Genomic DNA, 14,274 nt, shown 5'->3' with positions numbered 1-14,274 from the left:
AGATCATAGTGGTCGCCTCCCATCATAGGCGGCCTGCAACAAGAGACGGATATCGCCGCGGTTAAAGGGACGTGGATTGAACATCTCAGATGCGGTCGCCAGCTCAGTCGCCCGATCCAGATCCGCCTTATGCATTCCGATATCCTTCAGCGCGGTCGGCACCCCTAACGTAACCGCCAAATCATACAAACCTTGCGGCGCGCGATCGGCATGCAACGCGTTGGCGACCCTGGCCATCGCATTGGGTGCGGCATCTGCATTGAATCGTGCGACATGAGGAAGAAGGACGGCGTGGACAGCGGCATGAGGAAGATTGAAGGTACCGCCCAATACATGCACCAGCTTATGGTGAAGCGCCATCCCGACGGTCCCAAGCACGATCCCGGCAAGACACGCACCATACTGCGCCTCACTGCGACGGCCTAAATCGTGACGGTCCCGCACAATGGCTCGCATACCGTCGGCGAGGCGCCGGATCCCCTCTGCCGCCATCAATGAGGAAATTGGATTCGCCTGTTCGGCATAGAGCCCTTCTACACAATGCGCGATGGCGTTCATACCGCTCGCGCCCAAGACACTCTGCGGCATGTCTCTTGTGAGCGAAGGATCATATAAGACGACTTTCGGCAAAACCTTGAGGTTCCGCCCGGTCTGCTTGACCGCACCTGCAGTGATGCCCCAGATCGGCGTCATCTCAGATCCGGCATACGTCGTTGGGACGGCTATGATCGGCAATCCAGATTCGAGAGCCACGGCTTTGGCGAGACCGATCGCAGACCCGCCACCGATGGCAATCAACCCATCAGCGCGGCATTGTCCTGCCCGGGCTCGCGCCTTCTGAGCGACTTCAAGCGGCACATGCATCACGCTGCCGAGAAACACGTCCGCAATGCGGCGGCCAAGCCGCTGCATCAGATCGTCGATTAACGGCTTGCGTGAACCGCCCAACAACAGGGCCTGATGTGAGTCGAGACGGTCCAGTTCCGCCGGCAGTTGTTGTAATGATCCGACGCCGAAGACTACACGAGTCGGCAGGGATTCGTAGAAGAAGCTCCATTGGTCGTTCATGTGCCCATGAGCCTCCCCCTGGGGTCCAGTGCGACTCATTACGGTTCAAAACTATGGGTAGTCTCCCAAATCAACACTTCTGCACCATTGTGCTCGGCTGCAAGCGACCGCCCGCCTGCCCGCGTCAGCCGTGCTTCATCGCCAGCACTCAGCACACCGACATCTTCAAGACGGGCGGATCCCTTTGCCACGAACACATGGACATACGGTGCATCCGGTACCGTCACAGTCTCGCCGGAACCCAGTCTCCCGCCCCAGAGCACGGCGCCGTTCTGTCTGATCGAGATGGCGGCCTCATGTCCGCGGCCCGATGCCAACGGGACCAATCCGCCTTTGTTCAGTTGGCCGTTAATATCCAACTGTTCATAGCCGGGCGTAATCCGTTCTGTATCCGGTGGTACCCACATCTGGATGAAGTGGACCGGCTTGTCGCTTTTGGGATTCATTTCGGAGTGCCAGATGCCAGTTCCCGCGCTCATGCGCTGCGCGAGCCCCGGGTAAAGGATCCCATGATGGCCTTCCGAGTCCTTATGTTCCAGTTCGCCGTCTAACACCCATGTCACGATTTCCATATCCTGGTGAGGATGCGTCCGAAATCCCGTGTTCGGTCTTACCACATCATCATTGTGGACCAGCAATAACCCGTGGTGGGTATTGGTCGGATCATAATGATTCGCAAAGCTGAAGCTGTGTCGGGACTGGAGCCAACCCGCATACGTTTGAAAGCGGTCTTCCTTGCGGCGGATCTCAACGGTATCATTGCGCTGAATGGTCATGACGGCAACTCCTTTCTACATATTCCGTGGTGACAAATCGCCCATCGTTTTACTCACCGCTTTCTGTATAAGGCGGGGGTCGGCGAAAACAAGAGCGCACCGTGTGGTACGCTAGGCACCAATTGGATACTTCATCGTGAAACGGAGTTCGATGAGTTCCATGGCAAAACACCTCGCCTGTCCTGCTGAGTTCACTGCAGAGTTGATCGGCGGCCGATGGAAGATTGTGCTCTTATGGTATCTCTTCCAAGGGATACAACGGTTCTCCGATCTTCAACGGGCTGTCCCTGGTATTACACAGAAAGTGCTCACGCATCAGCTGCGCGACATGGAGAAAAAGGGACTTCTCAAGCGGACGGTTTATCCTGAGGTCCCACCCAAAGTGGAATACGAAATCACCCCGCTAGGTTTGACTCTCAAATCCGTCGTGGATGCCATGCATCAATGGGGAGCAGAACACGTCCCCAAAAAGAGTTCGGATCAGCCATAACCTGAGCCGCTTCACAAACGTCGCTTTACCGTGACGAAGCCTGGCATCGTCACCATCTCGAACGGCACGAGGCTGTCAGACTGAGGCGAATCACGGCCTGGTCGCCATGACACTGGTGCTGCCGTACGCCTCCCGAGCACGAAGGCTCAAGGGGCAGCGGTCAGGCTATCAATGAGTGAATTCGAGATCAGCCTCACGCAAGCTCCAGGAAGGCCGTCTATGAGGTCGTTCTTCTCGATGACCAGTCATTCTCCGACACAATCTCACCTGAGTGCCTGTCCTGCTGTTTTCTCTCACGCGACTTGGCGCGTGAATCTCTGTATCTTAGTCTTGCTGTGACAATCTAGACGACGCGACTTGACTGAATCCACATAACCAAAGGTGTCGTATGGGGCTACAGGTACTTCAAGATGATCATCAGCACGTCACTCTCCTCATGCACCGTATCAAAGCGGAGTTCGGAAAGGCCGAGTCATCCGCGCGGCTTGAACTGTTCCAACAACTGAAAGAGGCCTTACTGCTCCATGCGCGGGTGGAAGAACTCCACGTCTATCCGGTCTTTCAGCAGTCTGAGACCACCCGAGATAGTGCCAGGCAAGCGCTGGAGGATCATCGAGCCATGAAAGAGCTCCTTGAAGGTCTCGCCGGGATGCCGCCCTCCGGGTTCCAGTGGGTAGCGAAGTTCAACGATCTGTACGAACGAGCCACCCGCCATATGAAGATGGAGGAGGAGGAATTATTTGGCCACGCTCGCGAAGTAATGACACAGCAAGAGACGGAAGAATTGGGAACGAAGGTGGAGATGGCGAAGAAGGAACTTCGAGGGGAGGCACCTGCTCCAGCCGGAGGAATCCCCGAGTAAGATGCGAGGGGATAAAACTCACACTTCCATCAGCAAGGGCGGGATGGGATGTCCCGTCCGCACAATGATATAGCCCTCGTTTAATGGGCGGCTTCCTTCTTCTGCCCTGCCCCGAATCTGCGTGTCGCATGGGGCGTTAGCCGGTCAACTGCATGAGCTCATCCGTACGGGTTGACTTGACCGAATCGTGATCTGCCCCTTTGTGACAGAAGTTCGAAGACGCCTCTCGTCGGACAGGGGCTTCTTCCATGATTGGAATAACGAGCGGATTGCCCTCATATCCTAGGCCAGTACAGATCAGCCTCTACTGTGCCCCTTTTACACATCCCCTCACCGGCTTCCTACTCTTTTGCTCAAACGCTTCAACGGCTGTCAGGCGATCCGGCTTGTGGATCAGGGAGTACTCGATATCCCGCTGTCCCGACAGAGAAGAGAAATCGCTATAGCATTGCCAGTGTGGTCTTCCTTTCACAATCAGGTCGACGCCTGAGGCGATCAGAGGAAAGATAATTTAGGGGTTCAAGTTTAAACGGCCGTCGGCTCAGAGCCGGCACGCTGACTTGTCTGTGGTCCGTGGGGCACGCTGATCGCAGAGAGTATCGTGTCCAAACTGTTACTATCCTGGTTCACCAAGACCTCGTGTGCAGGCCGGCAAAGGGAATTAGGACAGATCTCTTCCCCAAGGATCACGAGTGGATGAACCTGAACCGCCCTGGCAATCAGAGGGGAGGGAAGCAAGTGCCTATTGTACTGGCAAATGAAAGAAATTTTGCTGCCGGGAAATGAAATCGTGTTAATGAAGTCTTCCCACCGGACGAGATCATCGTCATGAATGTCGTTGTTGACGGTCCAGGTCATTTCGACCGCCAGTCGGATACCCGTATGTCCATCTACCTGCGCCTGATGTAAGGTTCGGGTGACGAAGTTCAACATCGTGTTGAGGTCAAAGAGCCCTGGTTGCCGATACTCGTGGCGCGTCCAAAACAGCAGGCGGCCCGTGTTCATTTCATGGTCGGCATCGACGCCCCAAAATTTGAGCGCCTGCACAATCGCTTCTGGACTATGCTGATCCACGACATAAATACACCGTTCGCCATTGCGAAGCCCCGCCACCGCTTCATCACTCAAGACGTGCGTGGACTGCTACGCGGTTTCTGGCCGGTCCACGTGGGCCAGGTATCGCTTCACAATCAATCGTCATTAATTCTAAGATACGAGATGGGCTTCCAACAACTATAAGGCAAGCTGCACAGAATGGCTGCACTCCGCTCGCGGCATTCCCCGCGAGGTGAGCACGTCCGCCAGGAGAAGAATGAAGAGCACAACATTCTCTACCGACAATGAACCTGCCGCTTCAGAAAGGACCACTTCGAAGGCGTCCCCGAACTCTGGCTTATTCATATCCACGGTAGTGTCGCGGATGTGATGGGTGAAATCTTGCGTCGAGAGGAGCTGCGTCAACGGTTTCAGTCACCGACACATTAAATGGTACTGGGTGCTTTTCCAGGCGCCAACGGTGCAACGGTCAGCGCAATGGCTTCTATTCCCCTTCCATCAGCATCAATTTTTCGGAGGGCATCGCAGGTCTACGTCTTTCATTTCCAAGCACGCGTGCCGTAAGCCCCGTCGAACGGGCAGGTCGGGATTCTTTCGAATGGCTTGTACACGGTGTCTGGCTCATCAATGACGGCAGCAGGGGGTGCGCCATCCACGAGCGCGGGAGCAGATTCTTTACAATACCTCCGGCGGTATAGGCGGCTTTCAGGTCAGTGTCGCTGCTACGCCAGTACCTAAACCGTCAACGATTCTACTGCTTGGCACAGGGTTCCCCGGAATCGCATGGCTTTATGGCAGGAAGAGAGGAATGTGAGCCTGCTTCCATAGCTCGACAAATCTGTTTTTGATAGGCGCCTCGAACACTCACTATCTATAGAGCAGTACCTGGGCCACCTTTCTTTTTGGAACAAGACTATTCCCCCGGCTAAAGATAAATTCCAGTAAATGCGAAGTCATGAATGAAGGGGCGATTAGGGGTGATGATGGTGACTTCTGTCATCGAAATCCATTTGCGTCCTTCTATTCCAACAGGTCTTTTGTAAGGCAGGATCACCATTCTCACCAAGGCTCATGACGCGGGGACAGCATCATGTCAGTGTGTCAGCATGATTTGGGAAAAGATGGCACTGTGATCGGACACCGCTGGTTCAGCAGAATTAATAGGACCGGTTGCCGCATTCCCAGGGTCGAACACCACTTTACTCAGTGACACCGTGTCCGCGCTGTGAAGAAAGAGATAGTCGATGCGCGCCGGCGTTGAGAACCCGGCCCCCGTCTGCTGGTCGATAAGCCCTTGGATCGAACTCACTCCGTCCGTGCAGTGGGCGTCAGGAACGCCATTCCCGCACAGGCTTTCGAGCGCGTCGCCAAACTTGGTCTTGCGGTACTCGGCATAGACATCGCGGAAGCCCGCCCTTGTAATCGTCTCGTAGATCGCCTGCTCCGCTACACCTTTCGATATGTCGAGATTGAAATCCCCACCGAGCATGACATGTTTACCGCGAACCTTCCCCTCGGCGCTTTGCGTGAAGGCCAATAACGCCTCGACTTGTTGGCGAAGGGCGTCGACGGAGCAGGCGGAGCACAGATGTGTGTTGTAGACATGCAAACTGCCATATCCGGGGATATCAATGTGCCCCACTTGGACATTGCGCGTTATTTTCAATTGGACACCCTCGAAGACCACTTCTGATTCGATGGGTAAGAAGGTTGAGAAGTGGCGAGTGAAGGTGCAGCGGCTCAAAATCGCATTGGCTGTCGTCAGTACCAATGGCACGCCGGTTTCCCAGGCGAAGCGAAGGTCGTACGGTTCAGCACTTCGCTGATTCAAGACCCTCTGAAGGTCCCGTGCACTGTCAGACGTGCCGAGCAGTTTCTGTATCCGATCGACATCGGTGAGCACGGCCTCCTGTAGCAGCAGCACATGGACGTTATTGGCGACCGCAAACTGCGCGATGTCCGTCCAGCTTTTCTCTCGTATGGCGGCAGGCGCATCAAACAGCGTATTGAGGCTGAGCACATTAAGTTGCCCCGTTTTCGCAATATCCGGGCATCCAGCCGATAACACTGGGCCGCCTTTGGAAGCACAGCCTGGGAGGACTACGATGAGCCCGAACATGACAATCAGACTATAGTTCAGACGTCCCTTGGGCATCCCTCTCCTAGGCTTGTATGGTTGGTCCATCTGTACCCCTCAGTGTTCGTAGGCTTCCATGTGTACAAGAACTAAACACGATCTCGCTGTGACGATGACACTGCCTTCGAAGAAATAAGGAACGGATTCTTCCCCTTAGCGGTGAATCTGCGGCCTCTTTGCGGCCTTCCAGGTAACAAAGAGAGCAACCGCAAGGCTGACAAAAAACATCAGAATCAAGAAGCCAAGGAGCCATTCGCGCCAAAGATGAACGGTAAGAACAATGTCTTCCCACCACTCCATTCCCGGCCCTCAAATTTGCGATTCATCCTTGTAGCCTCTTGGTCTTTGTATCTCTGTCAGCACCGTTTGCCATGCGAGTCGTGAGACATCGCCATTTATTAGTCGGATTCAACCCTACGCCCCGCCCCCTCAGTGCCTCATATGTTTTACCAGAGGCACACACCTTCAATACCGTAGCCCAGTACCTACGGCCCTTTCGATTCGGCGCAAGGCTGTACCCGCCGGTGGTGTAACCAATTTTGTAGCCATCTCTCCGAAACCGGTAGGCAACACAACCTACCGCAAAGATCACTTAGCCTCATCCGGAGTCGATTTTTCAGAAGTGATGGATATTCGAGGTTGGTCAGGCACAGGGAGGCTCTGAAATCGACCCCGGTTAAAGTAAACCGCCGGTCTGGAACTAGCATAGTTGTCTGCTCCAATTCGCTGCGTGTCGGAGGTGCATTTCTCGTGATCGACTAACCTCATCTGCAGCGTGATGGGCAGCAGATGGACCACGGCATTGTAGTGTACTGGCGAAATTCTCTGTCCCTCGATCACTAGCTCAGGCGGAAATGAAACTGGTGCGTATACGGGCCGATGTCCTTGAACCGATGGCCAGTTTGAAGTTAATGGGGCTATTGTTGATAATGAGTGACCACCTTCGGTGTCAATTTTCAACAGTACGGTGAATGGTGGAGGGAGATCTATGACACTGGTCTCAGGAGGTGCCGCCATGCACCGGGAAAAAGAGATCGCAGGACAAGAAAAATTTTACTAGTTGTCCAATCTCTGCTATACCAAAACCTAACGATCACAAACTTTCAAACATGGAAGGAGGTGGAGTTCTGATGGCGACGAAGAAAGCAGCAGCGAAGAAGCCCGCAAAGAAGGGCGCCAAAAAAAAGTAGGCGCTACGATGAGGAGGCGATGGCCACATCGCCTCCTCCATTCCTTGTTCCTCCCCCCACAATTCGGCCGTTCTCTAGTCGATACATCAAATCGTTCACACGTGAGACTGTCGGAATCGCCAAGCCTCTTCATCCATTCCGAATGGCCTCACGCCGTGGCCGCATCACTGGCTTAGAGAACATGGCATCCTCTTAGAGGACACTCATTTCTGGTCGTGGTAAATATCTGGTGCCGACGGACCACATCGATGACCAACAGCAAGAACGGCCGAACACCAAAAAAAGAGGGAGGTGACGGCCACATCACCTCCCCCAGATCTTCTTCGCAAGGGGGAGTCCCCTTAACGAGAAGAAAGCAGCGTTTGGGATCATTTCACTCCCAAACGCCTGTAGCTTAGCATGAACTTCCACATGAAAGAAGAAGGAATAAACACTACAATATCAGCATGTTCCATTATTGCTGTATCCCACAAGATACACTCCATAACGACCTATCCGCTCGTCTAAAATGGCAATCTCTCTCTGCGTCCGAAAGGCAACGATGAGCCCGTCGTGGTGCCAGAGGACGATGAGCCTATCACGGTGCCAGAGATTATCGTCAAAGAGGTCATACGACGCGACGACGATGGAAAGTCATGCGTGGCCGAAGAATCGAATACTGCAGCTCGCACCGACACCCCGCTGATCCAAGTGCCTCAGTCCGTGGAGGTTGTCACGCAGAAGGTCATTGAGGATCAGCGCGCGATCCGGCTGGCCCAGGCTCTTTCAGGAAACATAAGCGGGTCCTCTTTGGAGGATCGGGCAGTTTGAATCAGACTAATGACAAAGCATTGTGCCGTGGGTTCGAATGCGAGTTCTGGAAGAACTATCTCCGCAACAATAGTCAGGAACAGACCCTGAGCTTTCGGGACATTGCCAACATCGAGAGAATAGAGATACTCAAGGGCCCCTCCTTCAGTCCTCTATGGGAGAAGCCAACCATCAGGTGTAGTGAATATTTTGACGAAGCAACCCTTGTCGACTCCTTATGCATCGCTGACCACGATCTTCGGCAGTTTTGGCCTCTACCGGCCCATGATAGATGTCTCTGGTCCTCTTACAAAGGACAAGGACCTTAACTTCCGGATCAATGGAGCTTACGAGAATTCTCAAAGTTTTCGAGACATTGTCCATGGAAAACGGTATTTTGTTTCACCCGTTATGGCATGGACTGCCGGCCATAACACCAGTCACGTTCGAAGGGGAATACATCCGAGACAAGCGGACGTTTGATTCTGGCCCGCCAGCAATTGGCCAGGGGATAGCACCGCTACCTAGTAGCCGTTTTCTTGGTGAAGCGTTCAATGCGACACAGATTCAAGAGTATCGATCGGGTGTCGTGCTAACACAACGATTCAACGACAACTGGCGTCTGGAAAGCCGATTTCGAGCTGAGCAAGCAAGTGACAACGCCCTGTTTGTCTTCACCAAGGCGTGGCAGCGGACAACATCACCGCGACGCGGACGTTGGAAGCCTTTCAGACCGACCTCGGAAGTTATTATTGGTGGAACGATCTCATAGGCAAGGCAAGATGAATTTCGCTGAGCATACGTTTCTGACCGGCGTCGAACTCGGTCGCCAGACCTATTCTAATCAGATCGGGCAAACCGCCTTTACCTCGATCAATATGTTCGCACCAGTCTATGGCACAGGAGTGGTACCTGCTACACTCCCCACCACCACTCTCGTCCATTCCTTCGCGAACGCGGCCGGCGGATATGTTCAGGATCAGGTGGACGTCATGGACAAGCTACATATCCTGATTGGCGCACGCGGGGGATTACTTTTATCAAAATACCAACAGCTTTGGTGTCACCACGAAAGCAGAAAACTATGGGTTCAGTCCGCGCATCGGTGTGACGTATCAGCCAGTGATGCCGGTGGCTATTTACGCCAATGTGACGCGGGCCTTTGTGCCGGTCTTCGGTGTGAGCGGATCTGCGACCAACAATTTTATCCCCCAGACGGCGACTGGATCTGAAGCTGGGATTAAGACTGACATCGCGCCTGGCCGATTGGTGAGTACACTCGCGATCTATCGCCTTCTGATCAACAATGCGCTCGTTACGGATCCGACGAACCCAACCCTCAGCTTGCAGATTGGCCGGCAACGGAGCCAGGGCATCGAATACGATCTCACTGCGCAACTGATGTCTGGCTGGAAAGTCATTGCAAGCTATGCATATACGGATGCACGAGATGCCGAAGACACGACCTTCCCGATTGGAACCCGACTACGAACATCCGCGCAATATGGGGAGGATTTGGAGCACCTACGATTTCCAGCAAGGGACACTTAATGGCGTAAGCATAGGTGGCGGTATCTTGGCCATAGGCAAACGTGCTGGTGATCTGCAAGATGACTTTTATCTCCCGGGCTTCATGCGAGTCGATGTGGCGCTTTATTATCGGAAACGGGAAGTCTTGCCCCGCACCAACCTTCAGCACAATTGAACATTCAGAATCTTCTCGATACCCAGTATTTCATGAACGGTGGCGGTAATAGAGGATTTGGTGCCAACCCCCGCTCTCCTTTGGCCTTCATGGGGCAGATTAAACTGGAGTTTAACTAGAGTCTACCTCGCAATTGTTTGGACCGAGTCCAACTGTTAGGGAGAGACCTTCATTGATGAGGGACATTATGGTTAAAAAGGGCGGCGAAGTGACTAACAAGTGTCTGCAGAGTGTTGCCAGAGCGACTTTTGATGGCTATTCCCACCCTTATAGTTTTTGAAAATTCTTCATTGTTAATAACAATCATATCTTTCCCCTTCGTGACCGATGTAGCTAACACAGGAGGGTAGAAGTTTGTGGAACTGATCTGTATCCCGCTTGGATTGGCAAGCTGGTATTGCGCTTCGGAAACTCTCTCCTGGTGCCCTCGCTGTAGTCATCTCTAGGACATTTGAACGCCGCTTTACCGATGGTGTTTCGCCTGCCGTCCTTCGATAATGAAAAGAGGATGAAATGCTCCTGAGTACTTGACCAAGGAGGTATGCCATGAGCAGAGCGATGCGCATGCTTGCAGTTGCAGCGGTCTTAGTCGCCGGCGCTGTCGGCGCTGCCCACGCGGCTGATCCAATGACAAACAAGGAGGCTTCCCCCTCGATGAAAGAACGCATCATGGAAGATGCGGTGAAGGGCACCGTCCTCACGGTTGACAGCAACAGTATTAAAATTCGGGATGAGAAGGGGAAAGAAGTGAAGTTGCACATCGACAGCAGTACGAAGATGGATAAGGTGATGTCAGGAGATCGCGTGAAAGCCTATCACACCGAGCAGGGCCACGTGACGACGCTGGAGCGCATCGAAAAGAAATAGGGTGGTTCTCACTACAGTACGCCGGGGAGGTCCGCTCCCCGGCGTACCCTGCCGGCTCTGTCAGTGATAGAAGAGGAGAATACACTCGGCTCTTGAGCTAATGTTGCGAGGCTGAGTGTTGTTTTGTGCCTATCGTGGTCAACTATGAGCAGGTGATCCCGTATACCTCCACCAGGCATTCCAGTACTTCACCGTACGGGATCAACAAGGCGGCGCTGGTGGTCGCAACCATTGTACCAGCCGAAGGTTTCCATCACAGGCTCATAGTGGATCATCGAAGCCGGACTATTGGGCTGGTTGACCATCTGCCAGGCTGCTGGCGCAAGAGAGCGGCGCAAAGTTAGCGTTTTGGCCCAGGAGTCGCCGTCGTGATAATCGCATTGGTGATCCGGCGCCAAGAGAAGGACATGGAAGGGCTCTTGGACGTACGCTAGAGGACCCGATCACCTCTCACATGCGGCTCACAGACATCCTAGAAGGGTCTGGCAAGTACTAAGCGATACCACCCTTCTTGTCACCATATACGACACGCAACAGTAGATAAGCCACGATCGCAAGATTTGACAGCATGACCATCACTCTGGGAATGGTTACACCGCGGGTGAGCTCGAAGAGTTCCAGCGGAATAAACACGCTGGTCGCGACCACCGATAGATACGCTGCCCACCGTTGTTTGAACCACAATCCTCCGCCTTCCAGCAACAGCAAAGCGGCGTAGAAAAAGGTGCCGACACTGAGAGCTTCCAGCCGCCGCCGGTCGACCCAATTCAACTGCTCGAGCATGCCATGCACGTACCGGTTGTGCGGATCGAGGCGAAACGTTTCAATCGATTGCGTCATGAGAAGCGCCGGGTCGGCATCCAGGTGTCGAAGCAAATCCGAGCCGAGAACGATCAGCAGGACGGCTCGGATGAGGTTCCACAAGATGATGAGTTGCAGCCCCATCGGATATAGGATGTAGAGAGAGGGATTGCCTTGAGGATGGAGCATTCCAACGCCGGCGACAAGTGGATGATCGCGAACCAAGGCGATCGGCAATGCGATGCCTCCGTCAGCGATAGGATGACAACTGGTGAACAGGGTCGCAAAGGCCAAAGCCGAGCTGAAGCGCTTGGACCGCAACGGCTTCTTCGGCTGGTGTGATCAAATTCGGTTGCCCAAAAATCGTAGGACGGAAATTATAATACACGTGCACTCGATCGCTGCTGGGGACGGCGCTGACCAACGTGAGCCCTGTCGCGAGGGCCTGAGTGGTCACGCTTGGGATCAAACTCAGTACCGATGAAGACCATGGCCGCTCTCAACATCATCTGCCCTCTCACCGTTGGTGATGGATTGTATAGCGACAGCACTGTAGTGATTGGCGCAGTGTTTGGGAATCAGACAGATGGCTACGAGGGCGTTCTAGAGCGATCCGGCTCATCTTGTAACACGTCGCTATGAGCCACATCTGCGGGGCATTCGGACGGATCAGGGGCGGCGCAGCGCCAAGGCGATCACAACCGCGCCGACAGTAGGACCACTGCGCTGGGGTCCGATGCCGTCGTGAAATTTACCGTCTCAGTGATGGGGTCGGTGTTATTCGGGCTATCAAATACAATCTGGTGGGTGATGATATCATTCACTACGATGTTTTTGGGAAGAAGGCGCGAGGGTCCTGTAGTGGTACAGGTGTACCCTACGATGACAGACATGGATGATCCAGTCCCGAAGTGCTTCCGATCATCGAGCACCATCTAAAGATGAGGACGGACTGTTGTCTGGCAGGAGTGCTTGATTACTTGATTCCCTTTTGAGCCTTTCCGTAAAGCAGCCTTACTGAGTTTGATGTGGTCTATGATCGAAATGCGGGAAAGAAGGAGGGAGCACGTCGCACCCTCCTTCCGTCGTGTTCTGGCGCCGGAGGTCCAATTCAGCGCCATGAAGTTGCGATCTATTCAGGCTCCGCGAGTGAGCCGCCGTCGGCCCCACGCGATTCCCGCCATCCCTGACCCTAACAGCAAGAGCGAAGTCGGTTCGGGCACGGCGGTCATACTGAAATTGCCTGAACCATCAATCCGCCCGGAATTGAAGTTCCCCAAGCTGAAGCCGGTCAGCGTGGTATTGACGCCATCAAACGTACCGATATTCAGGCCAATGGTAATCGGGCCACTGAGGAAGCCGCCGACTGGCTTAAAATTCACGAGTACCTTGAAATCGCCGTTGGCCAGACCAGGAAACGCGTGCGCTTCGCCGGCTATCAATCCCGTGGATTCGCCGACGAGAATGGAACTCCCGGCATTATTGACCGAGACCGTCCCGCCCACCGTGCCGACCGGTGAGGCAGTAATACTCGTCGTGAGGGTCGGATCGACGAACAACTTCAGATTAAAGCTGGTAAAGGTCGCCGTTTCACCGCCGGGAATGCCCACTGTCGGGGCCACCGTGCCGCTGCCGGTAAACACCGCATACAGCTTATAGTTCGTATTGAGTCCGGTGTTGGGTAGTACGTCGGAGAGTTGGGGAAAGCGGTAGGAACTGAAGAACCCGGCGCCTTGCTCGTTGAAGGTTCCGGTGCCGTTTGTCGCAGTTTGGTTCACCAGCGCGACATAACTAAAATCGGCAAAGTTGACATTAGGCACGGTCGGCCCAGAAACGCCGATGGCGCTTGGGTTAACCGTAAAGGTGGTCGGGTCGGCGAGCGCCGCCGTGCTCATAACGGAGAAGAGTAAGCCTCCCGCTAGGAGACTTCCTCGGATCAATGCGGTCAACATGGTGTAACCTCACAAAATGGTGATAGGTAATGACGGAAGACGCGCGCGCATCTGTAAGGAATAAAAAGCAGGAGGCATGCCAACGTGCTAAGTATATGCAAATAATGATATGTAGGCATTACAGATGAGGAGCGTCTTGGAGCACTGTCAAGTCGCCTTGCGGGGGCACGCCAACAGGAACAGTGAGGGAGAGGTCGCAATACTTAGGTAATTGCCATTTTTACGCTAACACAGAGCATTTCGAGAAGAGAGAGGCCTCTCTGCAGTGTGAATTCTACCGGCACCCCGGGCGTTATAGGTCTTAGGACAAGGCTCTTCGTCCTCCTCTGCCCACAAACAATCCCAGTAGGCGCCGTGAAGTCTTCGTTGACTTCGGCTAGATCCTCTCGCTCCAAAAAATCGTTTTCGCCAGGGAGCATCCGACGTTCTTCAACGAGAACTGGCAAACTCCATCGGCGATTCATCGCTAACCCGCCGGAATACGGCGAAGCGTCGGATTCAGATGCCGCAGCCCGGTCCTCACAACTCCAATGTGGAATCTGTTGCGCAGAGAAGACTGGAAACTCGCTGGGGTATTTCGA

General features: G+C 54.0%; 13 protein-coding genes. 6 read left to right on the top strand and 7 right to left on the bottom strand.

Features of this window, described 5'->3' with window-relative positions:
• Positions 1-3: 3 nt before the first annotated feature.
• On the bottom strand, positions 4-1,068 hold the full coding sequence (locus tag ACWHYZ_RS09855; protein WP_447987091.1) for a maleylacetate reductase: 1,065 nt from the start codon (positions 1,066-1,068) through the stop codon (positions 4-6).
• 38 nt (positions 1,069-1,106) lie between these two features.
• A complete protein-coding gene (locus ACWHYZ_RS09850) occupies positions 1,107-1,844 on the bottom strand; it encodes a pirin family protein (RefSeq protein WP_447987090.1) in 738 nt (245 codons plus the stop codon).
• 160 nt (positions 1,845-2,004) lie between these two features.
• Here ACWHYZ_RS09850 and ACWHYZ_RS09845 point away from each other — a divergent pair, with 160 nt between their 5' ends.
• Both ACWHYZ_RS09845 and ACWHYZ_RS09840 read left to right on the top strand, forming a co-directional pair.
• A complete protein-coding gene (locus ACWHYZ_RS09845) occupies positions 2,005-2,334 on the top strand; it encodes a winged helix-turn-helix transcriptional regulator (protein WP_447987089.1) in 330 nt (109 codons plus the stop codon).
• A 388-nt stretch (positions 2,335-2,722) separates the two neighbouring features.
• Positions 2,723-3,196: a hemerythrin domain-containing protein gene (locus ACWHYZ_RS09840; RefSeq protein ID WP_447987088.1), complete on the top strand. Its 474-nt coding sequence runs from the start codon at positions 2,723-2,725 to the stop codon at positions 3,194-3,196.
• 525 nt (positions 3,197-3,721) lie between these two features.
• On the opposite strand, the gene ACWHYZ_RS09835 is transcribed toward ACWHYZ_RS09840, so the two are convergent.
• Both ACWHYZ_RS09835 and ACWHYZ_RS09830 read right to left on the bottom strand, forming a co-directional pair.
• Entirely contained in the window at positions 3,722-4,324 is a 603-nt protein-coding gene (locus tag ACWHYZ_RS09835) for an MEDS domain-containing protein (protein WP_447987087.1), read from the bottom strand.
• A gap of 1,021 nt (positions 4,325-5,345) precedes the next feature.
• On the bottom strand, positions 5,346-6,407 hold the full coding sequence (locus ACWHYZ_RS09830; protein WP_447987086.1) for an endonuclease/exonuclease/phosphatase family protein: 1,062 nt from the start codon (positions 6,405-6,407) through the stop codon (positions 5,346-5,348).
• Between the two features lie 1,724 nt (positions 6,408-8,131).
• On the opposite strand from ACWHYZ_RS09830, the gene ACWHYZ_RS09825 reads away from it, so the two are divergent.
• The 4 genes from ACWHYZ_RS09825 (at position 8,132) to ACWHYZ_RS09810 (ending at position 10,940) form a co-directional block, all read left to right on the top strand.
• Positions 8,132-8,389 (top strand): hypothetical protein, encoded by a 258-nt coding sequence (locus ACWHYZ_RS09825; protein ID WP_447987085.1) that lies wholly within the window; start codon positions 8,132-8,134, stop codon positions 8,387-8,389.
• 361 nt (positions 8,390-8,750) lie between these two features.
• Positions 8,751-9,140, top strand: a complete 390-nt coding sequence (locus ACWHYZ_RS09820; RefSeq protein ID WP_447987084.1) for a hypothetical protein — start codon at positions 8,751-8,753, stop codon at positions 9,138-9,140.
• A gap of 242 nt (positions 9,141-9,382) precedes the next feature.
• Complete coding sequence (locus ACWHYZ_RS09815; protein WP_447987083.1) at positions 9,383-9,919, top strand: TonB-dependent receptor domain-containing protein; 537 nt, start codon at positions 9,383-9,385, stop codon at positions 9,917-9,919.
• Between the two features lie 700 nt (positions 9,920-10,619).
• The gene (locus ACWHYZ_RS09810; protein WP_447987082.1) at positions 10,620-10,940 is read left to right on the top strand and encodes a hypothetical protein; all 321 of its coding nucleotides are present in this window, start codon (positions 10,620-10,622) and stop codon (positions 10,938-10,940) included.
• A 492-nt stretch (positions 10,941-11,432) separates the two neighbouring features.
• On the opposite strand, the gene ACWHYZ_RS09805 is transcribed toward ACWHYZ_RS09810, so the two are convergent.
• The 3 genes from ACWHYZ_RS09805 to pepA all read right to left on the bottom strand — a co-directional run bounded on the left by ACWHYZ_RS09805 (position 11,433) and on the right by pepA (position 13,693).
• On the bottom strand, positions 11,433-11,978 hold the full coding sequence (locus ACWHYZ_RS09805; RefSeq protein WP_447987081.1) for a DUF2127 domain-containing protein: 546 nt from the start codon (positions 11,976-11,978) through the stop codon (positions 11,433-11,435).
• A gap of 13 nt (positions 11,979-11,991) precedes the next feature.
• Complete coding sequence (locus tag ACWHYZ_RS09800) at positions 11,992-12,198, bottom strand: hypothetical protein (RefSeq protein WP_447987080.1); 207 nt, start codon at positions 12,196-12,198, stop codon at positions 11,992-11,994.
• Between the two features lie 679 nt (positions 12,199-12,877).
• Positions 12,878-13,693, bottom strand: coding sequence for a flocculation-associated PEP-CTERM protein PepA (gene pepA / locus ACWHYZ_RS09795; protein ID WP_447987079.1), 816 nt, complete (start codon positions 13,691-13,693; stop codon positions 12,878-12,880).
• Positions 13,694-14,274 lie beyond the last annotated feature (581 nt).

It is taken from the genome of Nitrospira sp. Nam74 (assembly GCF_965152615.1).
This window is presented reverse-complemented; position numbering and strand designations above follow the sequence as displayed.